This is a genomic window from Thermobaculum sp. T2p, assembly GCF_059335935.1.
This window is the reverse complement of record NZ_JANZYQ010000001.1, coordinates 33470-53762: the sequence shown is the minus strand read 5'-3', so window position 1 is coordinate 53762 and position 20293 is coordinate 33470. Positions and strand designations below refer to the sequence as shown.

Here is a 20293-nt window from a genome sequence, read left to right as displayed (position 1 = left end):
TCACGGCGGTCTAGTCCACGAGGCCTGGTACCTCGCTCCTCACCTTGCCCAAAGAGCGAGCGTACAGCGCTACCAGCGGAGCGAGAAAACAGCTCGACAGAGCCAGTCCGATCCGCAGGGAGAGCAGCGTTGACAGCCCGCCCACGGCAGGGCCCAGCACGAACTCCCCCAAAGAGTGCGCCTGCCCGCTGACCGAGATCACCGTGGCCCTTACCCTGCCCTCGATGCCATGGTTGATCCAGGCCATGTACAGGGGCTGATGCACTCTTCGAGCTACGGTCATAGCCCAGTAGGCCAACAGACCCACTGCGAAGTTCGGCGCCAGCGCGAAGGCCAGAGCCCCCAGCATGATCACGGCATCAGTGCCCATGAGCAGCCCTATGATGGTCCTGGGCGACGTGTCCGAGAGGCTCGAGCGCACGCTGCGGAGCACCAGGGATGCCAGCAGTGGGTTGAAGGCCATCGCCAATCCCAGCCACACCAGCCTATCGAGGCCACCCACCGCGGGCAGTCCTATGTCCTGTATGAAGTGTGGCTGCCACAACCGATCGAAGCCCTCGCTGAAGCCCCCCATCATAACCGCTACCAGCAGTATCGTGCCCGCCAGTGCCCGGGTGCGCACCACCCTCATGCCGCCGCGCAGCGTGTCCGACATATCTCGGAGCCCTGCCCCTAGATACCCCTGGAGCCACACCTGGGCCCGCCTGGTGCTGTGGGGAGGCAAGCTCTCACGCATCAGCCAGACCAAGGCCACCCCCAGCGATAGCAAGAGCGCTCCCCCGAGCAGGAACGGTAGGCGCAGTTCCAGGCTCGATAGCCCCACGCCCAGCAGTATGCCCACGAAGGACGCAGCAGCCTCCACCTGGCCGGCGTGCAGGAAGGCGCCTCCGGCGTTCTCCTCGCCCACCTCGTCCGTCACCCAGGATTCGAGCGCGCCCTCTATGAAAGTGTAGGCAGCACCCTGTACCACCTGGCAGACCATGATCCATCCGAACACGGGCAGCAGCCCCTCCAGGACCGCGCCCATACCGAACAAGCAGGTACCAAGGATGACCGATAGCTTCCGGCTGTAGGTGTCGGCTATTACGCCGGTGGGGAGGTTGAGGACGAAGTAGGTGACCTCCAGGGCGGTGCCCACCAGCACGAGCTGGAGCGGGTTCAGGTGTGCCACCTCTAGCCTGTACACGCTGGACAGCGAGTAGATCCCCGCAATCAGCAGGGCGAGAGCGCCGCTGTAGATTAGGTACAACCTGTAAGCAGACAATGATACCCTCCATACAGACATCGTATTTATAGACAGCGATCTAGGGTAGATAGAAACGCGCAGGGCGAAGCTGCCCCGGAAGGACATGGAGGGTGCAACCTGAAGTATCTTCTCATGAGAGCAAGTGCTGCATTGTACGCCAACCGCTCAACATCTGTCAAGACCAAAGGTAGGGACGATGTATAATTGCTGCATCCGAAGATGAGCTTGAAGCGAGCACACAAGCTGTTGCTACCGGCGCTGATCCTCGTGGAGCTCGCGCTCGTGAGCCTCGACGTGCTGCAGCTCGAGCAGGCCATAGCCGTGGTGGTGGCCGTCGAGCTCGCGGCGAGCTTGTTGGCTCTGTACGGGCTGTGGGCTGGGATACGCAGGTTCCGCAGCAGCAGGGCCGCAGGCACGCCCTGGTGGGTAGCCATGGAGGACACCCTGGGGACAGTTATGCCGGATCTCGCTGCCAGAGCGGTCGTACTGGAGGTCAGGATGTGGATCCACCTGCTGGGCTGGCTCTTGGGCCGACGCCCCCGGGGTCCCCAGTACTTCAGCTACCATCGCAGGTCCTTCATCCCATGGTTGCTCCTCCTGGTCGTGTTCGAGCTGCCGGTGGAGGTGGTGTTAGCTGAGCTATTCATACCCTGGGAATGGCTGCGCTGGACGCTCCTGTTGCTGAGCATCTACGGCCTGATATGGGTGCTGGGCTGGCACGCCTCCCTCGTGATGCTGCCTCACGTGCTCGAGGACGACCGGCTCCTCATCAGGTCCGGCATCTTCCTCGAAGGAGCTGTATGGTATGCCGATGTGGTGCACCTAGAGGTCGGCAAGTTCGAGGTCAAGGAGAGGCGAGAGGGATTCTACGTGGATCCATCCAGGCACTCCGCTTGGCAGCTGCTGGGGGGCAGGGCGGACGTCAGGCTGAGGCTAGCCTCCCCGGTCAGCTTCCGGAGAGCCCTGCGCTGGACTCCCCCGATCGAGACGCTCCATCTCAGTGTGGACGAGCCTGAGAGGTTCGCCCAGGCGCTGAGGGGCAAGTTGAGAGAATCTGCAAATAGCTAAATCTGCACTCCCAACCCATGCGTATAGCTAGTGTGGAGGGAAAGGGCCCGACCCCTCATTGATGCGACCTATACAACATTGGGAAAGGAGAAACAACCATGGGTAGCATGGAGACCGAGCGCAGAGGTTTCTCGCGACGCGACTTCCTCAAGACCAGTGGTGCCGTGGCCGCAGGGCTGGTGGCCGTCATGGCAGCAGGAGGCAGCCCGATCGCCAACGGCAGAGCCTACGCGATGAACCTGCTGCAGGGCGCAAGTGACCTAGATATCCTCAACTTCGCACTCACATTGGAACACCTCGAGGCCACCTTCTACAAGTGGGTGGTGAGCGGCAAGTACGCTAGGCTGTCCGGCGACTCCCTAGTCGTGGCCACAGCTGTACGCGACCACGAGATAGCTCACGTGGACTTCCTCACCAAGGCGATCAAGGCCGCAGGAGGTAAGCCCGTGGGACCACTGGCCAACTACAAGTTCGAGGCGGTGGGCGATACGAGCAGCGCGGCCGGTATCCTCAAGATCGCCGAGACCCTCGAGGGAGTCGGCGTGGGGGCCTACACAGGGGCAGCACACTTGATCAAGAACGCTGACTACTTGTTCGCTGCCGCCCAGATAGAGCAGGTGGAGGCTCGCCACCACGGCGCATTCCGCTGGTTCAACGACACCAACCCCGCGGGAGGCTATCAGGACTTCCTGGGTCCGTCCTACGACGTGCCCACTGTGAAGAAGCAGATAGCTCCCATCATCAGCTAGGAGGAAGAAGATGAGCGAAAAGTATCTAGACGTACTCAACTACGCACTCACTTTGGAGCACCTCGAGGACGCACTCTATCACGATATCGTTAAGGCCGGCATCCTCACCGGACAGGCTCAGGCCTACGCCGAGGAATACGCCTACCACGAGCACCAGCACGTGGTGCTGCTCGAGAAGGTAATCATGGACGCTGGCGGCACGCCGGTCAAGAGACAGCCCAGCTACAACTGGCCCAAGTTCAAGAGCGAGGCCGAGGCAATATCCTTCCTGCGCACCGTGGAGGACGTGGGGGTGTCTGCCTACATCGGCCAGGTGACCAATCTACAGGGCAGTCCTTATCTCACCGCCGCGGTGCAGATCCACTCCGTGGAGGCCTACCACGCCACGGCCTGGAGGCTGGTGGAGCTCAAGATGGGCATAGAGAACGAATCCTATGAATATGCCGTGCCGTTCGCCTTTGCCACCTACGATAACGGCGGGGTCCGCACGAAGGAGCAGGTGCTCAAGGTCGTGTCCCCGCTCCTAGCAGGCATGCCGAGCACCGGCGCGGGAGGCATGGCAGGCGAGGATTCCAGGGGACTGCTGAGCGCGCTGGGCGTGGGCACAGCTGCGGCCGCAGTGCCATCGCGACTAAAAAGCTCACCGAGCGTAGGCAGGAGAGCTAGAGACATACCCCCTCCCTACAGCTGAGGGGAGAGACCTAAGGATCTCTCCCCTCGGTGCTTGTCCGCCCTTGCTAAGGATCTAGAGTCACCGACTCCCAGTGCTCCACTATCCTGCTGTTGCTTATCCTGTCGACTGCGTAGCCCCGCAGCTGCACCCTCCTGCCAGCTGGCGTCACCGCCCGGATCAGGGTCCTGTAGGACACAGTATCTCCGTCCTCCAGCAGATCCAAGACCTCCACCCTCAGCACAGGAAAGGCTCTAAAGGCTCGAGCTATAGACTCCCTTATGCCCTCAAGCCCCTCGGGCTGCCCCGGAGGCAGATCCCTATGCAAGACGTCAGGAGAGAAGTAGCGCTCGAGCCTATCTATGCGCCTGCGGTTGAGGACCTCATCCACCAGCCCCAGGATCAGCGTCTTGCCGTTCTCCACCATGCTTCGCGCCTCCAGGGGCAGCATACCAGCAATGTTTAAGGTCCCAATTAGGCCCGCATTAACGGAAGCTAAAGAAAAGTTGGGCCCCGCGCTGGGCGAGGCCCAACCGCTAGGAGCTACCTATGAGCACGCCGGAGGCGAACACCAGTGCTCCACCCAACACCACCTGCAGGACGGACTTCCAAAAGCTCATCTGGAAGTACCGGTAGCGGATGTAGGCGATAGCGATCAGCTCCAGACCTACCACCAAGAACGCCAGATACAGCGCCGCCCATACGTGGGGTATGAGGAACGGCAGAGTGTGTAGGATACCCCCTAGGAAGGTCGCCACACCTGTTATCACCCCCCTCACGAAGGGGTGACCTCTGCCGGTGAGGCTACCGTCGTCCGATAGCCCCTCTGAAAAGCCCATGCTGATGCCGGCACCCACCGCGGCCGCCGCCCCAACCAGAAACGTGACGTGCGGGCTGCGGGTCGCGAAGGCTGTGGCGAAGATGGGCGCGAGCGTAGAGACGGCACCGTCCATCAACCCTACCAGGCTAGGTTGCACCACCTTCAGGACGAAGTCCTTACTGTAGCCCGAGTGGGTAACCTCGGTGCCGCTCAGCCCCAGTTTATTCAGAACCCCAGTTGCCAACCTTTCCCTCCTCATCATATCTCACACCACTAATTTAGCATTATTCTAAACTAATTACAACTATAATTTACTATTTTTTATAACCCAATAATCGCTAAAATAGTTTGCAATATTCGTATATTCGTATATACTGATAATAGTCATTACCTAAAGGAGGTGCTTATGCCCTGGCAGTGGTGGAGATCAAATGTAGACGAGGTGGAGGCAAGCGAGGCCGCGACCAGGCTGAAGGCTGGAGAGGTGCAGGTCGTGGATGTGAGGGAATTGCACGAGTGGCTAGAGGAGCATGTGCCAGGATCAAGGCACATCCCGCTGGGCGAGCTTGCCAGCCGAGCTCATGAGCTCTCACCAAGGCTGCCGGTGTTCACCCTTTGCGCCAGCGGCCGCAGGAGCAAGGTAGCTGCTGAGATCTTGCAGCGAGCAGGCTATGAGCAAGTAGCGAGCATCAGGGGAGGAATCAAGGCTTGGAAAGCGAATGGCCACAGCGTGGTCTCAGGGAGGTAGATCGTGCATACCACCCTGCTGGCGATAGTTTTGGGAGGCGGCGTCGGATTGATGCTTGGCGCTATGGGCGGGGGAGGCTCCATCTTGGCCGTACCGCTGTTGGTCTACGTGCTTGGGGAGGACCCGCACAGTGCCACCACCACTTCCCTGCTGGTAGTGGGATGGACGGCAGCGGTAGCAGCCGTCCAGCAGTTGCGCATGGGCAGGACGAGCCCCTGTGCGGGGCTGATCTTCGGCGGCATCGGAGGGGCCAGCGCCCTCCTAGGGGCCTGGCTCAACAGGCTGGTATCGGGTCAGGCTTTGATGTGCCTGTTCGCGCTGCTGATGCTGGCGGCCGCCTTCGGCATGTCCCGCAAGCGGCTGCCAGTAGACAAAGAGAACGAATTCAAGTGCCAGGATCGAGCTGTGAGGCTGGGCGTGACCGGTGGGGCTGTGGGGGTGCTAACCGGGTTCTTTGGGGTGGGCGGAGGTTTCGTGATCCTGCCAGCAATGGTGCTCGCCGCGGATCTGCCGATGAAGCTCGCCGTGGGGACATCCCTCCTGGCGATAGCGTTGCAGGCTGCTTGGGGCGTGGTGGGGCACCTGGGCTTGGGTACGGTGGCCTGGGGAGTGACATTACCTTTCCTTGTGGGCAGCATCGCCGGAGGATTGGTCGGGGGCAGGCTCGCAGCACTCATACCCCCGAGACTCGCCACAAGGGGATTTGCGCTGCTGCTAGCACTGCTGGCTGTGTACCTGCTGTACCGAAACTGCGCAGCATTTATATGATTCCCTGGAAGGAGGTCTTATGGAGATAGAAGGAGAAGAGCTTAGAAAGCTCCTGCTGCAGATGCAGGCACAGATCTGTCAGACGCTGGCCGATCCCACGCGCCTTGAGCTGCTCTACCTATTGGGCGAGGGTGAGCGCAGCGTGAAGGACCTCGTGGAGCTGACGGGGCTGCGCCAGAGCAACATCTCCCAGCACCTGGCGCTCATGCGGGAACGGGGGTTAGTGGTCGCCCGGCGTAGCGGCAACAGCGTCTACTACTCGCTGGCGAACCGCAAGATCCTGGAAGCCTGCAAGCTGACGCGGGAGATCCTGTTGGAGAGGCTCCGCCGTGAGAGGGTACTGTCCACCCTCTCGGGAACAGGGTGGCCCTCTCAAGAGCCGACGAAAGCAGTATCATTTACCCACAACGACGGGGATATGGGGACAAGAGGAGGTAGATCATGATCCTGAGAATGCTATACAACGACCAGCTGGCGCAGGCCAGCTACCTGGTGGGGTGCCCCGAGTCTGGAGAGGCGCTCATCGTGGACCCCAACAGGCACGTGGAGCAATACCTAGAGCTGGCCGAGAGGCTGGGGCTGCGCATCACCGCCGTCACCGAGACGCACATCCACGCGGACTTTGTGTCGGGCTCACGAGAGCTGGCCGAGGTCACGGGGGCACGTCTGTATCTCTCGGATGAGGGGCCCAGCGAGTGGAAATACCCCTACGCCGCGGAGGCGGGCGCGGTGCTGGTGCGCGAGGGCGACGCCTTTGAGCTGGGCAGCGTGCGAGTCGAGGTGATGCATACGCCGGGGCACACCCCCGAGCATATCAGCTTCATCGTTACGGACAAGGCACGCGGGAGCGAGCCGCTGGGTGCGTTCACTGGGGACTTCCTATTCGTGGGGGACGTCGGCAGGCCCGACCTGCTGGAGAAGGCAGCCGGCATAACCGGCACCATGGAGCAGGGCGCTAGGCAGCTTTTCGACTCCATCCAGCGCTTCAGGACCCTGCCCGACCACCTGCAGATATGGCCTGCGCACGGTGCGGGCAGCGCCTGTGGTAGGGCACTGGGGGGAGTGCCCCAGAGCACGCTGGGCTACGAGAAGCTGTACAACTGGGCTTTCAGCACCCAAGACCCTGAGGAGTTCATCCGCCGGGTGCTCGAGGGGCAGCCCGATCCGCCGCGCTACTTCGCGCAGATGAAGCGGGTCAACAAGGAAGGCCCGGCGATAGCCAGCAAGCTACCAGCGCCTGCGCCTCTGGCCTACGGCGACATCGAGGTAATGCTCCGTCAGGGATTGGTTGTGGACACCCGGCCGGCAGACGTCTACAGTCAGGGGTTCATCCCCGGCACGATCAACATCCCCCTGGGGGCATCTTTCCTCACCTGGGCGGGGTGGCTTCTCCCATACGATCGGCCCATAGCGCTCGTGATCGACAGGGAGAAGCTGGAGCACGCCACGCAGCTCCTGAGGCTGATCGGACTGGACAACCTGCGGGGCTACTGGACTCCAGCCGTGATAGACCGTTGGGCAGGCGAGGGTAGGAAGTTGGCCACCTACAGGCGTCTCACGCCCGAGGAGGCTGGGCAGCTCCTCGGGGACGGCGTGTGCGTGGTCGACGTGCGCTGGGACAGCGAGCGAGAGAAGGGGTACGTGCCGGGCAGCATCCACTTACCGCTGGGCTACCTGGAGGAGCATCTCGAAGAGATACCCACGGACAAACCCCTCCTCGTGTACTGTGCCAGCGGTACCCGCTCGGCGATAGCGTCCAGCATCCTCGCTGGGAGGACGCGCGCGCCCGTGATGGACATCAAAGGGGGTTTCGATGCCTGGAAGGCCACGGGCAATCCCGTGGAGGAGCCCAAGAGCACTACGACCGTGTAAGGAGGTGTGCAAGATGGAGAGGACACTGAGCTATGGCTTCGGACGCAAGTTGGATATGCCCTACGAAGAGGCCGTCGCCAGGACGAGGGAGGCCCTCAAGGAACAGGGCTTCGGCGTGATCAGCGAGATAGACGTGCGACAGACGATGAAGGAGAAGCGAGGTGTGGACTTCCGACCCTACGTCATCCTGGGAGCCTGCAACCCCGAGATGGCGGAGAGGGCGCTCGAGGCCGAGATCGATCTGGGACTGCTGCTGCCCTGCAACGTCGTCGTCTACCAGAGCGACGGCGGGAGCGTGGTGGAGGCCATGGACCCAGAGGCTGTCCTGGGCTTGGTCCACAACCCCAGCCTCGAGGCCATAGCCAGCGAGGTGAGGGAGAGACTGCAGCGGGCGCTGGAGGCGATCTAGCGGGCCGTCGTGGCCCGAGCTTTGCTGGAGATGCTCCCAGGAACGTTCGGAGGAAGCGGAATGAACGAGACCGTTAGGGCCGTACTTATAGCCGCCATGATAGGTTTGCTCCTGTTGGTGCTGCTCTTCCTGCTGCCCATGCTCACTATGGCAGGTATGATGTGGGGGACCGGCATGCCCGCGACTGCCCCCGGGGGCAGGTTCTCTCCCTGGGTGATGTTGCTGTACGCGGTGATCTTGGTACTGGTGATCTTGGGAGCGTTCCTCCTAGTGATATGGCTGGGGAGGTCGCTGGGCAGCAGGCCCGAGCATCAGGAGGACGAGGCGCTGCGCATCCTCCGCCTCAGGTACGCTCGCGGGGAGATCAGCCGCGAGGAATATGAGCGCATGCTCAAGGACCTACAGCCCTGGCACGATCAGGACACTACAGTACGTTTACAGTAGAGAGTGGAGGTGACCGATGCACTCTGATGAGCACTACGTGGTCAACTTGTGGTACCCATCGGCTGGGGCTAGGGGACTGTACTTCGCCCGCGGCAGATTCAGGGCTCAAGACCTCTACCTCGGTGGAACTCTCGCAATAGTAGTGCACTCTCCACCAGAAGTCCTCACTGTCGAGATGTTCACCGACTCAGGTAAGCTCGTAGCGCGAGGGCAGGATCTACCGGCTACCGACGACTCCCCCATGGCGCGCCTCACGATCCAGGGCCAGGACGTCCGCAGGGAAGACGTATGGCCCAGCGAAGAGGACCTTGGCAGGCTGGTGATCCTTCCTGGGGGAGAGATCGGCAAGCTGGTCAGTTGGTGGCACGCCGATGACCGTTCGGAATGGCGCTGGCAGCTGGAGTTCTACAACCATCGTTAGGAGGTACCTATGGCAGTGCTATCGGACAGAGACAAGGAGAAGGTGCGCAAGACCTTCGAGGAGAGGCTCAAGGAGCCAGTCAGCATACAGCTCTTCACCCAGCACGAGTCGCCTCTCGTGCTGCCGGGACACGAATGCGCCACCTGCCGGGAGACACGTGAGCTCCTAGAAGAGGTGGCCAGCCTCAGCGACAAGATCTCGCTGGAGGTCAAGGACTTCCTGACCGACAGGCAGGAGGCCGAGAGCATGGGGATCGAGCGCATCCCGGCGATCCTGCTGGACGGCAAAGTAAAGGGGAGGGTGCGGTTCTTTGGTGCGCCATCCGGCTATGAGTTCTCGGTCCTCCTGCAGGATATCGTGGACGCCTCCAGCGGCGAGCTAGGGCTCTCCGAGGACACCCTGCGGAAGCTGGGGGAGCTGCAGGAAGACCTGCACATACAGGTGTTCACCACCCCCACTTGACCCTACTGTCCAAGAGCGGCCAGTTTGGCCCACAGGTTGGCGATGGCGAGCGAGCGCATCACCGCCGATGCCGTGGAGGTGAGCGAATACCCAGAGCTCATCAACAAGTACAACATTCGCGGTGTACCCAAGATAGTGATCAACGACCAGGTGGAGTTCGAGGGAGCCCTGCCTGAGAAGCAGTTCGTGGAGCGGGTGCTGAGCGCCGTGCAGCAGGAGGAACAGCAGGGTTGAAAGCTGCCCTCTGGTTCTGGCATCCTGTAAGCACAGCACCAAGGAGCCATCGTTGGCCAATAGGAAGCTATCGACCCGCGAACTCAACCGCACGCTGCTCGCCAGGCAGCTCCTGCTCGCACGCTCGAGCGACTCGGTGGATAGAGTTCTCCGGAGGTTGGTGGCCCTCCAATCGCAGGTGCCCCAATCTCCCCACCTAGCGCTCTGGAGCAGGGTCGCGGACTATACTCGGGATAGTCTCAACTCCATGGCGAAGGACCACAGGGTGGTCCGGGCCACGGCGATGAGGGCCACCCTGCACACGCTGCTGTCGGAGGACTACCTACGGTTTCGGGCCGCCCTCCAGCCCGCCATGAGCAAAGCACTGCGAGGGTTCTTCAGCAGTAGCTGGAAGGAGATGGACCTCGAAAGTATCCGTCTACTTGGCGAGGAGTTCATGGCTGTCCCACACACCTTCGCCGAGCTCAAGGCCCACTTCGGCCAACACCCCCTCTCCTGCTCACCCGAAGCTGCTACCTACGCAGCCCGCACTCACCTACCACTGGTGCAGATCCCCGAGGACAAGCTCTGGGGCTATTCCAATAACCCCAAGTACGTATTGGCCTCCGAGTGGTTGGGCAGGTCCCCCCAGGAAGATGACGGGGCCTTGGCCTCCCTAGCGAGGCGCTACCTGCAGGCGTACGGACCGGCCTCACGGCAGGATCTCGAGTACTGGACGGGCATGACAGGTATGAGGGGGGTGCTGGAGAAGCTTCGGCCCGAACTGGTTGAGTACGTGGACAAATCAGGCAAAAAGCTGATGGATCTTGAGGAGGCGGAGATCTTGCCTGGCGACGTCCCTGCCCCGTTGCGGCTGCTACCGGAGTGGGACAGCGCCCTGCTAGGGCATGTCGACCGGAGCAGGATACTGCCTGAGAGCTACAGGAAGGCGATAGTGCGGACCGTGGGCAGGATTATGCCCAGCGTGCTGGTGGATGGCTTCGTCGCGGGCACGTGGCAGATCACAGCCAGCAGCAAGCGCGTTCGCCTCGAGGTCACCCTGTTTGCCCCTGTGCCCGAAGGGACGCATCTCGAGCTCGAAGCCGAGGCCTGGCGGCTACTGCAGGACCTTTATCCCGAGGCACGACACACGGAGGTGCTTATCAAAAGGGGCTAGCTTATTTTCCCCGCAGCATCCATAATAAAGGTAGTACGAGCTGGAGAGATCACGATGTACCTATGGAATCCCGGCAGCTGGTGGGAGAGGGGCTTTGTAGTAGGGCAGGAGCAGGAGCTCACCCTCTCCAGCACGATGGCCATCGCCCACAGGGGTGCGTCGGCGCTGGCCCCGGAGAACACGTTGGCGGCCTTCATCACCGCCGTCGAGATCGGTGTGGATGCCATCGAGCTGGACGTGCAGCGCACGAAGGACGGCCAGCTGGTATGCATCCACGACGCCCATTTGGAGAGGACCACAGATGGCGAAGGCATGGTGGGCGACCGTACTCTCAGGCAGATCAAGCTGTTGGACGCCGGTTCATGGTTCTACTCACCGGAGGTGCGCCCAACCTGGCCTAGGTACTACTTCGAGGTGCCCACCCTGGAGGAGGCGATCGAGATCACCCGCGAAAGATGCAGGCTGATCATCGAACTCAAGAACCCCGAGCTCTACCCGGGCATAGAGGAGCAGGTGGCCAAGGTGGCGCCCGAAGATGCGATCTTTCAGTCCTTCGACGTCGGCTGCGTGCGCCGCATGGCCTCCCTGGTGGGCAGGCAGCGCTGCTTCCAGCTGTGGGGACCCCGAGCTCCCCTCTGGAGGCGCAGGTTCGAGGAGGTCGCGGAGTACGCTGGAGGTATCTGCATGCACCACGTCACCGTAAGCCGGAGGATAGTAGCTATCGCCCACTCGCTGGGGCTAGCAGTCACCACCTACACCGTCAACTCCGAGCGCGAGATGTCCCGCATGGTGAGCCGCGAGGTGGATGGCATCATCAGCGATAACCCAGTCCTGCTCTGCAGGCGCATCAGGGAGCGCCTACCTCAGGCCGAGGAGGCCTCGTGACGCTCATACCTCCCAGGGAGCCCATAGCGATCGTCAGGCTGGACGACCTCTCCGCGAGCGTCGAGCTGAGCAGGGCGCTGCTCGCGGGAGGCGTTGGGATCGTCGAGTTCACCCTCACCAACCGCAAGGCGCTCGATGCCGTGGAGAATGTGCGGGAGCACCTAGGCGACCACATGACCGTGGGTGCCGGCACCGTGCTCGACGCCGAGAGCGCCCGCAGCGCTATACTTGCAGGCGCGCAGTTCCTCGTGACCCCAGTAATCGCCCCCGACGTGATAGCCTGCGGTCGCAGGTACGGAGTGCCGGTGATGTGCGGCGCGCTCACTCCTACCGAGATCCTCTCAGCCTGGCAGGCGGGAGCGGACTTCATCAAGGTCTTCCCGGCACGCACCTTCGGCCCCGCCTACATTAAGGATGTGCTCGCCCCACTGCCAATGCTGCGGCTCGTGCCCACGGGCGGCGTAGACGCCCACAACTGCCGGCAGTACCTGGAGGCCGGCGCTTACACCGTCGCGCTCGGTAGCAACCTAGTGAACCCTAGGAAGGTCTCCGAGGGCGATTGGGAGGGTATAACCAGGGCGGCGTCCCAAGTGGTATCCGCCTGCAGGGACTAAGGACCCCTTCCCATAGCGGCAACCTGCAAACTCCTACCGCTCATTCCCAACGCTCGCTATCCCGAACACAATGCTAGCCATATTCAATGCACACATAGCTATTGTAATCGTAGGACGCGATGTGTATAATAAGCTCATATATCAATCGCTTCCTAAGGGGGGAGTATGAGCGAGCACTTGCCTGGATTATGGGGGGGGGTATACTTAGGGCTTATATTGCTAGCGTGCGCAGGACTTTGGATAGCACTAGACCGCCCAGCCCAAGCCAACCATGCTTTTGATCCCTGGAAACACGTGGAGTCCATTCACAGACCAGTTGGTGTCCTGGAATACGCTTGTGCCGGAGATACGACCGAACTAGATGACACCGCCGTGCGCAGAAGGATAATCAACGCTCTCAAGTACGACAATCCAGACCTAGATTGGCATCTCCCTAAGGACGATACATGGTTTCCCCAAGGCAACGATTTGATCTCGTTTTACATGTGGCCGCAGAGCTGCAGTTGGTTAGCTACCAACGATCCTATTGCTTACGAAAATACCCCCTTTAGATATCGCAGCCGCAGCCTGGATGATGTTAGGGACGCATGTCGTTCTGTTGGATCAGTCTACGCATGTGCTTTGTGGAGAGATCCGGTCTGGGTCTACAACAACCAGACGCCCGGCACCGCCCACACCGACTACCGCTACTTCGATATCTGGATGTGGAGCGAGCTCCTGGACGATGCCAATGATGCTCCATACTACGGCAGCCCAGACGGCGTAACCGTCCGCAGAGCATTCGTTAACCACGAGACCGGTCACGCCCTTGGCCTCGCCGACCCGCTCAGGCAGCCTGACGGTAGCTACGCTCCCTGTTCAAACGATAGCATCATGCACTTCCCGGCCCCGTATTGCCCCAACAATTCATGGTTTCGCCAGCCCCAGGAGGCCGACCGCAGGAAGGTCAACTGGATATCGATCAACGACAGCACGCCGTAAAGGAGATAGGTGATGCGCTCCATAAGTAGCTTCAAGATGAGATCGCTGATAGCCCTGGTACTGGGCGTGCTGGCCGCAGCTTCTTGGGGTCTTGCAGTCCATAGGATAAGTCAGGGGGCTTCTCCCACGAGCGTGGATTCGTTGCTCTTGAGCTCTAATCGGTCGGGTCTAGCGATATGTGTAGATTCAAAGACCGCGGCTATAAGCGATGATGACCTTAGGCGCGACATCCAGGATGCCATGATGCAGTTGAAGGACCATCCACACTTCGTTAGCGCTGGATTGGCAGTAGCCGAACCCAGAATCGATATCAGCTGCCCGGGGCCGGCCAGAATGCTTGATCCCAACTTCGACCTGGAGACCGGCATGATACCAGGTCAGTCCGATGTGGTGACAGATCCCAGTCAATATAGGGTGTTCGTGTTCCTGGTTGAAAAGGAGGTGGTAGCAAAGGCCAATGGATATCGAGAATATCCACAGGAGACGTGGTGCCCACAGGGAGGCGATGCCTGTGGGGAGGTCACTACAGCTCTATACCTGACACCGGAGGATCTTACCTTGCCAGCGCGTCTGGAGAGATTGTTGACTCTAGCTGTGGGGTTGGATCCTGATCCCAGCACGCCCAATCCTTTCAAGTAGGAGGTATAGTCATGAAGGCGCTTAGAATCTGGACAGCATTGCTACTGGTGCTAGTCATGGCAGTGCCAGCACAGGCCAAAGAGCATAAAGACAACTACGTAAACATCACCTTCGAGCTTACCATCTACGGCGATGCCCAGAAAGATTCAGCCTTCTGGATAGGATGGGACTACGTGCGCCCACTAGGTATTACTCCCTGGCCCTACGGCCTGTGTGGCGATAATGTACAATCTTTCCCAGTCCGACCCTGTAAGGGACATGGGACCACCTATCGATACAAGACCGAAATCCCAAGGGGCAGAACGATAATTTTCGGCTTCTGGAGGGCTCGAAAAGGTAATTTGAACGATAGCTTTGGAGCTTTCTTCAGCAAGACGATGCGATTAACGCATGATACCAGGGTCAGGGCCTGGTACAGGTTCCCCGAGGCGCATGAAGAGTTCATGCCCAAGATGCCCCAAACAGGCGCCGGAGGCATGGCAGGCAGGTAGTTGAGCTTGCAGGGTGCAGCACTTGGATCCTGATCCCAGCACACCCAATCCTTTCAAGTAGGAGGTATAGTCATGAAGGCGCTTAGAATATGGACAGCATTGCTACTGGTGCTAGTCATGGCAGTGCCAGCACAGGCCAAAGAGCATAAAGACAACCGCATAAACATCACCTTCGAGCTCACCATCTACGGCGATGTACCGGAAGGTCAATTTTTCCAGATATCGTGGATCTACGCCCCGCCCCCTAACGGCAGCGAGGCTTTCATGCCCTTACGCTTCTGTGGCCCCGAGCCAGGGCTCTATGCACACAAACCTCCCTGCGAAGGCCATGGCAAGGTGTATCGAGAGAGTGTGGAGGTGCCAAAAGGCAGGGAATTTGCTTATTCCTATGGCCGATTGGGTACTAGCCGTGCAGATCAAGACTACTGGCTACATGGGGAGTTTAAGACAGTAAGGGACGTAGTGATCAGGGCCTGGTACAGGTTCCCCGAGACGCATGGGGATTCCATGCCCGAGATGCCCCAGACAGGTGCCGGAGGCATGGCCCACAGGTAGGTGATGCTTGCAGGGAATCCCTGCCCTGCGACACCCAAGGGTGGGTCACCTGCTGCAGGATCCTCAAACATTTCTACATCTTCTCATATCCTCAAACACACACAGGAGTGGTACGCTGTGGCCGTGTCGTGGGGTGCGACACGAGGAGTAAGAGCCATGACTGAACATATCGCTACCACAAGAGGGGCCGCACCGCCTAGTGCGGTGTAGGGCTTCCTGATGGCCCTAACACGCAGACAGAGACAAGTGCTGAGCCTGGTGGCCCAAGGGCTGACGGATAAAGAGATCGCCAAGCGCTTAGGGATAAGTACCCATACCGTCTACAACCACATGAGCTCCATCCGCAGAACCCTAGGTGGAGGCACCAGGGTGGAGCTGGTCCAGGCCGCAGGCGAGGCTCTGCCAGTGGCTGAGATCAGGGTAGAAGGGATTACGCCCATCGCACTAGTACGCCAGCAACCGGAAGGAGAGGAGACCATAGTGGCTTTGGGGGTAGTGCTGCCCTCCGGCAGGGTGGTCATCGAGTGGGAGGAGCATCCCAAGGGGCTGAGCATCTACGACTCTCTCCAGGCCATGCTAGAGGTACACGGCAGGCGTGAGCATACCAGGGTGGCCATCGGATCTAGTTAGGGGGCGGAAGCAGGAGGTCGGACCTTATCCATCCAGTAAATCGCCCATAGCGCACGCCGTACCAGTAGTAGCCGTCTATGCCCAGCACAGTTCTCGGCGAGGCCAACACGAGCTTCCTGTTCGGTATCAGGGTGATCACCGGCGCCTGCATCGAGGGCTTCGCCCGCAGATTGGCCCCAGCGTACCCCTGCGGAGAGGCATCCACCAGCATCCGCCTGGAGGGGGGCCCTCCTGGGACGTCCCGCACCAACAGGTCGCTCCTTATCCAGCCCTTCAGATTGCCGTAGCGCACCTTGTACCACCTATCGCCATCGGGGCCAGGGATCTTGTTGCTGAGTACCGAGACCGCCTCACCGTTGGGGATCAGCATCAGCAGCTTGGACCTGGTCGTAGGCTCCAGCCTGAGGTTCGCTCCCACGTAGCCCCCAGAGGTCCCGTCCACGTACATCATAGTCGCTGGCACGGGCCTGCTCTGCACGTTCTCTCCAGAGTAGTCGTACGGCAGGCGTGCTCCTGGAGTGGGACAGGCTCCTTTGTCCCATATACCCACCCTGTTCTCGCGCGCCCCATCCATGGCGGCTTGCAGCTCCTGACCAAAGGTCAGCATGCTGCTGCCCTCATCCTTGACACGCGCGTAGCCATGGCTGAGCATCCACACGTTCACCATCTCCCCCCTAGAGTTCCACACGTAGGCCATCATCTCTCCTAAGCTGTCGCGCACTCCCAGGGACGGGTCGGTCTCAAGCTTGACCTCCTCGCCTGCTGCGCTCCGGAGGGCCTCCTGCGCCTTGTCGCCATAGCACTGGTCGGGAGATGGCGCCTGCACCCCTATCAGATGCACCACTTCCACCCGGCCATCAACCCGCACACGGAGGGCATCTCCCTTCAGCACATCGACCACTGGATAGTACTTCCCGCTGGGTGCTGGCGTCTGCGTGGCAAGCGCAGAGGCCTCGATCAGGCCAGCACTCGCTGTGGCAGCCCTCTGAGGTCGATCCCTTGAAGCCTGCTCCCCACGGCCTATGGAGCAGGCCACCAGTAGGATCGAGAGGCACAGCCACCACACCCACCAGCACTTGCCGGGGGCGCATCCACGATCACTGTGAACAGTGTGATACGGTTGTTGGCGTCGATCTAAGTTCATGCTACACTTCTACTGTTGTTGCTATTGTACACGCACAAAGCGCCAACAGACACATTTTATGTAGACTGACCACATTGCTATGCGATAAGTTCCCATAAGGAAGGAGGGCCATGGACAGACGCTTCTTGCTCGCCGGCGGCGCTATCCTCCTGTTCTCATGCCTCTGCCTACTGGTAGGCATTGTGATAGGCTTAATGCTGACACCGACATCTGAACAGGCTAAACAGGTCACAAGCAGGACAGCGGTCGTTGGCGTAGCAACGCACTCAACACCCTCGTTTTCCCCCATGCAAACTAGCACACCATTCAAGAATCTGGAAGGCCCATATAAGGTCGCTAGGGTCGTGGACGGCGACACCATCCGGGTAATCATCAACGGGGAGGAGGAGACCGTCCGCCTGATCGGTATCGATACGCCGGAGACGGTGGACCCCAGGAAACCAGTGGAGTGCTTCGGTCGAGAGGCATCGGCTGCTGCCAAGAGGATGCTCGAGGGCAAGCAGGTGTACCTAGAAGAAGACCCCACGCAGGGCAAGCGCGATCGCTACGGCAGGCTGCTGGCCTACGTGTGGGTCGACCACACCCTCTTCAACCTCTGGATGATCCGCCAAGGGTACGCCCACGAGTACACCTACGACGAGCCCTACAAATACAGGGATGAGTTCCGCGCCGCCGAGCGGTACGCTCGCACCCACGACGTGGGATTATGGTCCCCTAAGACCTGCAACGGCGATACCGACCGTCCAGCATCCTGGACCCCGGACGGTCAGGGCTACTACAGACTTTCAGCACTGGCATGGTGACAAACCAGAAACGCGCTTAGGAGGACGTTGATGCCGCTGGAACTACCATCGGAGCAAGATCGTATCTTCATGCTCGCCAAGGCCTATCAGCTGATATCCATCTTCTTTGCCCATTGGCAGGACGCCGACATCACCCCTAAGGAGCTGGACGACAGGTTCAGGGAGTTCCTGCCACGCGTGTCTTCGGCGAGCTCGCGCCTAGGGCTGGCCAAGGCAATGTCGGAATTCATTTCTCCCTTGAACAACTCACATACGATGTACATGGATAGGGAGCTCCTGGAGAACACACCGGATCTAGGTTTTAGAGCACGCTTGCTCGACGGTGAATGGGTGGTCACCTCGAGTTCAGTACAAGATCTGCGGCCCGGAGATGCCATCCTTACCGTACAGGGGAGATCTTTGGATGAGTGGTACGCAGACCTGCGCAGGTACGTGTGCGCCAGGCAAGAGCGCTCCAGAAGACATTTGGTCATGATGTGGCTAGCACTCACGCTGGAGGATCAACCGTTGGAGGTAAGATGGCTGGACAAGAGCCAGGTGGAAAGATCTGCCAACCTGTCTCGGCCTCCATCACAGGTCGCATCTTCCGTAAGCACACAGACGGAGGGCAAATGGCTGAGCGATGACATCTACTACCTGCGCATTCCCAGCTTCGGCCAACCCCGATTCGAGCAGAGAGCCCTTGAGCTCGTGGAGCTTCACGCCCACGCCAGCCACATGATCATCGACGTGCGAGGCAACACTGGAGGATCAACGCCTTTGGGACTCATCCGCAAGCTGATGCACGTGCCCTGGCGCCCCTCCCGATACAGCACCCCAGCCCACGTAGGACTCCTGGAGTACCTGGCACTACACAGCACCGATTACGAAGACTTCGAGGATCTCCAGCTGCTGTGGCGCCCCAAGAACGTACAGCCCGAACCCGGCGCGTACCAAGGCAATCTCCTTATCCTGGTTGATCACCTCACGGGATCGGCCGCGGAGGACTTCGTGATCCCCTTCAAGGACAACGGGCGAGCGCTCATAATTGGAGAGCCCACTTGGGGCTCCACTGGCCAGCCCTACATGCAGGACTTTGGGGACGGCATAACCCTGTTCATCGGCACCAAGCGTGACTACATGCCCGATGGCTCTCAGATCGAGGGCAGAGGGGTCGAGCCCGACGTGAGAGTAGAACCCACCCGCCAAGGGCTGTACCTTGATAGGGACCTTGTGCTCGATAGAGCCGTGGAGATACTCTCAGGGCTATAAGCCAGCCATGGCCTGCTCTAGATCCTCTATAATGTCCTCCACATCCTCCAGCCCCACCGAGAGGCGTACGAGGCCAGGCGAGATGCCGGCAGCCTTGATCTCCTCCTCGGAGTTATGGGTGTAGACCATAGAGGCTGGGTGGGTAATCAAGGTCTCCACGCCGCCCAAGCTGACTCCCAATGCACACACCTTAGTACGCCCGATAACCCTGTAAGCGGCGTCGTAGCCCCCTTTGAGCTCGAAGGATAGCATCCCACCAAAGCCACCGGACATCTGCCTGCGGGCTAGCTGGTGCTGAGGATGCGAGGCCAGCCCTGGGTAGTAGACTCTATCAACCGCTGGATGACTCTCGAGGAAGCGAGCCACCTCCATGGCGTTGTGGTTGTGCTCGCGCATGCGTAGGCCGTATGTGCGCAGTCCCCTGAGCAACAGCCAGGCTTCAAACGGGTGCAGCACCGGCCCATACACCCTCAGGTACTCCCAGGCCCTCTCTACTAACTCCCGCTTACCGACCACTACCCCGGCGGTAACATCAGAGTGGCCCCCAAGATACTTCGTTGCTGAATGTACCACCAGGTCGTAGCCCAAGGCTACCGGGCGCTGGTTATAGGAAGATGCGAACGTATTGTCAGTGATCGCTATCGCCCCGTGTTCGTGAGCTATCTGTGCTGTGGTCTCGAGGTCCGTTATATCTAAGGTCGGGTTAGTTGGCGTCTCGGTGTACACGATGCGAGTATTGGGACGCATCGCACGCTTGAAAGCCTCGGTATCACGCTGGTCCACCTGTGTGACCTCCACTCCGTACCGAGGCAGCACCTCCGACAGCAGCGTGATCGTCGCCGTGTAGTGCGTGCGCTGGGCAACAATATGATCACCAGCCCGCAAGTTGGACATCAGGGCCACGGTGATCGCCGCCATGCCACTACCAGTCACCAACGCAGCCTCCGCACCCTCTATCTCCGCCAGCACCCTCTCCACCTGCTTGGTGTTGGGCGAGCCATAGCGGGTATAGAAGGTAGCAGGTGCTACTTCCCCGGCCAGCCTAGCGCCTTCCTCCGGCGAGGAGAGCCGGTAGGTACTAGTTTGGTAGATAGGCGGAGAGATAGCAGGGCTGCTGTTCAGCTCCTCATCGGCGTGTATCAGACGTGTCTGTAGACCTCTGCGCTCTTCGGTCAACTGCCACCTCCTAGCAGGGAAGAATTGCGGTAGTCGTAGGAGATTCCGGTCAAAGCT

Annotated in this window: 26 protein-coding genes; 21 read left to right on the top strand and 5 right to left on the bottom strand. The window is 60.2% G+C overall.

Annotated elements, in window-relative coordinates; translation table 11 throughout:
- Positions 1-10 precede the first annotated feature (10 nt).
- A complete protein-coding gene (locus N2245_RS00320; protein WP_494534735.1) occupies positions 11-1264 on the bottom strand; it encodes an MFS transporter in 1254 nt (417 codons plus the stop codon).
- Between the two features lie 201 nt (positions 1265-1465).
- Between N2245_RS00320 and N2245_RS00315 the strand changes: the two genes are divergently transcribed.
- The 3 genes from N2245_RS00315 (at position 1466) to N2245_RS00305 (ending at position 3754) form a co-directional block, all read left to right on the top strand.
- Positions 1466-2314: a hypothetical protein gene (locus N2245_RS00315; RefSeq protein WP_494534734.1), complete on the top strand. Its 849-nt coding sequence runs from the start codon at positions 1466-1468 to the stop codon at positions 2312-2314.
- A gap of 98 nt (positions 2315-2412) precedes the next feature.
- A complete protein-coding gene (locus tag N2245_RS00310) occupies positions 2413-3063 on the top strand; it encodes a ferritin-like domain-containing protein (protein ID WP_494534733.1) in 651 nt (216 codons plus the stop codon).
- A gap of 10 nt (positions 3064-3073) precedes the next feature.
- Positions 3074-3754, top strand: a complete 681-nt coding sequence (locus N2245_RS00305) for a ferritin-like domain-containing protein (RefSeq protein WP_494534732.1) — start codon at positions 3074-3076, stop codon at positions 3752-3754.
- Between the two features lie 46 nt (positions 3755-3800).
- On the opposite strand, the gene N2245_RS00300 is transcribed toward N2245_RS00305, so the two are convergent.
- Together N2245_RS00300 and N2245_RS00295 are read right to left on the bottom strand one after the other, a co-directional pair.
- On the bottom strand, positions 3801-4160 hold the full coding sequence (locus N2245_RS00300) for an ester cyclase (protein ID WP_494534731.1): 360 nt from the start codon (positions 4158-4160) through the stop codon (positions 3801-3803).
- Between the two features lie 109 nt (positions 4161-4269).
- Positions 4270-4797, bottom strand: coding sequence for a VIT1/CCC1 transporter family protein (locus N2245_RS00295; protein ID WP_494534730.1), 528 nt, complete (start codon positions 4795-4797; stop codon positions 4270-4272).
- A 162-nt stretch (positions 4798-4959) separates the two neighbouring features.
- Between N2245_RS00295 and N2245_RS00290 the strand changes: the two genes are divergently transcribed.
- The 16 genes from N2245_RS00290 (at position 4960) to N2245_RS00215 (ending at position 15862) form a co-directional block, all read left to right on the top strand.
- The gene (locus tag N2245_RS00290; RefSeq protein ID WP_494534729.1) at positions 4960-5301 is read left to right on the top strand and encodes a rhodanese-like domain-containing protein; all 342 of its coding nucleotides are present in this window, start codon (positions 4960-4962) and stop codon (positions 5299-5301) included.
- A gap of 3 nt (positions 5302-5304) precedes the next feature.
- On the top strand, positions 5305-6069 hold the full coding sequence (locus N2245_RS00285) for a sulfite exporter TauE/SafE family protein (protein ID WP_012876640.1): 765 nt from the start codon (positions 5305-5307) through the stop codon (positions 6067-6069).
- Positions 6070-6088: 19 nt separating this feature from the next.
- Complete coding sequence (locus N2245_RS00280; RefSeq protein ID WP_012876641.1) at positions 6089-6514, top strand: ArsR/SmtB family transcription factor; 426 nt, start codon at positions 6089-6091, stop codon at positions 6512-6514.
- Entirely contained in the window at positions 6511-7941 is a 1431-nt protein-coding gene (locus N2245_RS00275) for an MBL fold metallo-hydrolase (protein ID WP_012876642.1), read from the top strand. Before N2245_RS00280 ends, N2245_RS00275 begins: the two co-directional genes overlap by 4 nt.
- A gap of 13 nt (positions 7942-7954) precedes the next feature.
- Complete coding sequence (locus tag N2245_RS00270) at positions 7955-8350, top strand: DUF302 domain-containing protein (protein WP_012876643.1); 396 nt, start codon at positions 7955-7957, stop codon at positions 8348-8350.
- 60 nt (positions 8351-8410) lie between these two features.
- Positions 8411-8794, top strand: coding sequence for an SHOCT domain-containing protein (locus tag N2245_RS00265; protein ID WP_012876644.1), 384 nt, complete (start codon positions 8411-8413; stop codon positions 8792-8794).
- A gap of 16 nt (positions 8795-8810) precedes the next feature.
- Complete coding sequence (locus N2245_RS00260) at positions 8811-9215, top strand: DUF7712 family protein (protein ID WP_012876645.1); 405 nt, start codon at positions 8811-8813, stop codon at positions 9213-9215.
- A 9-nt stretch (positions 9216-9224) separates the two neighbouring features.
- Positions 9225-9911 carry a protein disulfide oxidoreductase gene (pdo, locus tag N2245_RS00255; protein WP_012876786.1) on the top strand — a complete coding sequence of 229 codons (687 nt, stop codon included), beginning with the start codon at positions 9225-9227 and terminating at the stop codon, positions 9909-9911.
- A gap of 52 nt (positions 9912-9963) precedes the next feature.
- Positions 9964-11067, top strand: coding sequence for a winged helix DNA-binding domain-containing protein (locus N2245_RS00250; protein ID WP_494534728.1), 1104 nt, complete (start codon positions 9964-9966; stop codon positions 11065-11067).
- A gap of 54 nt (positions 11068-11121) precedes the next feature.
- Entirely contained in the window at positions 11122-11952 is an 831-nt protein-coding gene (locus N2245_RS00245; protein WP_494534727.1) for a glycerophosphodiester phosphodiesterase, read from the top strand.
- Complete coding sequence (locus N2245_RS00240; RefSeq protein WP_494534726.1) at positions 11949-12566, top strand: bifunctional 4-hydroxy-2-oxoglutarate aldolase/2-dehydro-3-deoxy-phosphogluconate aldolase; 618 nt, start codon at positions 11949-11951, stop codon at positions 12564-12566. Before N2245_RS00245 ends, N2245_RS00240 begins: the two co-directional genes overlap by 4 nt.
- Positions 12567-12731: 165 nt before the next feature.
- Positions 12732-13547 (top strand): hypothetical protein, encoded by an 816-nt coding sequence (locus tag N2245_RS00235; RefSeq protein ID WP_012876649.1) that lies wholly within the window; start codon positions 12732-12734, stop codon positions 13545-13547.
- A 12-nt stretch (positions 13548-13559) separates the two neighbouring features.
- Complete coding sequence (locus N2245_RS00230; protein WP_494534725.1) at positions 13560-14186, top strand: hypothetical protein; 627 nt, start codon at positions 13560-13562, stop codon at positions 14184-14186.
- Between the two features lie 11 nt (positions 14187-14197).
- The gene (locus N2245_RS00225; protein WP_012876651.1) at positions 14198-14677 is read left to right on the top strand and encodes a hypothetical protein; all 480 of its coding nucleotides are present in this window, start codon (positions 14198-14200) and stop codon (positions 14675-14677) included.
- A gap of 72 nt (positions 14678-14749) precedes the next feature.
- Positions 14750-15232 (top strand): hypothetical protein, encoded by a 483-nt coding sequence (locus N2245_RS00220; protein WP_494534724.1) that lies wholly within the window; start codon positions 14750-14752, stop codon positions 15230-15232.
- A gap of 219 nt (positions 15233-15451) precedes the next feature.
- On the top strand, positions 15452-15862 hold the full coding sequence (locus N2245_RS00215; protein WP_494534723.1) for a helix-turn-helix domain-containing protein: 411 nt from the start codon (positions 15452-15454) through the stop codon (positions 15860-15862).
- Here the strand turns inward: N2245_RS00215 and N2245_RS00210 are convergent.
- Positions 15855-17006, bottom strand: a complete 1152-nt coding sequence (locus N2245_RS00210) for an SH3 domain-containing protein (RefSeq protein WP_494534722.1) — start codon at positions 17004-17006, stop codon at positions 15855-15857. The genes N2245_RS00215 and N2245_RS00210 overlap by 8 nt on opposite strands.
- A 182-nt stretch (positions 17007-17188) precedes the next feature.
- On the opposite strand from N2245_RS00210, the gene N2245_RS00205 reads away from it, so the two are divergent.
- Complete coding sequence (locus N2245_RS00205; protein ID WP_494534721.1) at positions 17189-17809, top strand: thermonuclease family protein; 621 nt, start codon at positions 17189-17191, stop codon at positions 17807-17809.
- 30 nt (positions 17810-17839) lie between these two features.
- Positions 17840-19060, top strand: coding sequence for a S41 family peptidase (locus tag N2245_RS00200; RefSeq protein WP_494534720.1), 1221 nt, complete (start codon positions 17840-17842; stop codon positions 19058-19060).
- On the opposite strand, the gene N2245_RS00195 is transcribed toward N2245_RS00200, so the two are convergent.
- The gene (locus N2245_RS00195; RefSeq protein ID WP_494534719.1) at positions 19055-20236 is read right to left on the bottom strand and encodes a trans-sulfuration enzyme family protein; all 1182 of its coding nucleotides are present in this window, start codon (positions 20234-20236) and stop codon (positions 19055-19057) included. The genes N2245_RS00200 and N2245_RS00195 overlap by 6 nt on opposite strands.
- Positions 20237-20293: the final 57 nt, after the last annotated feature.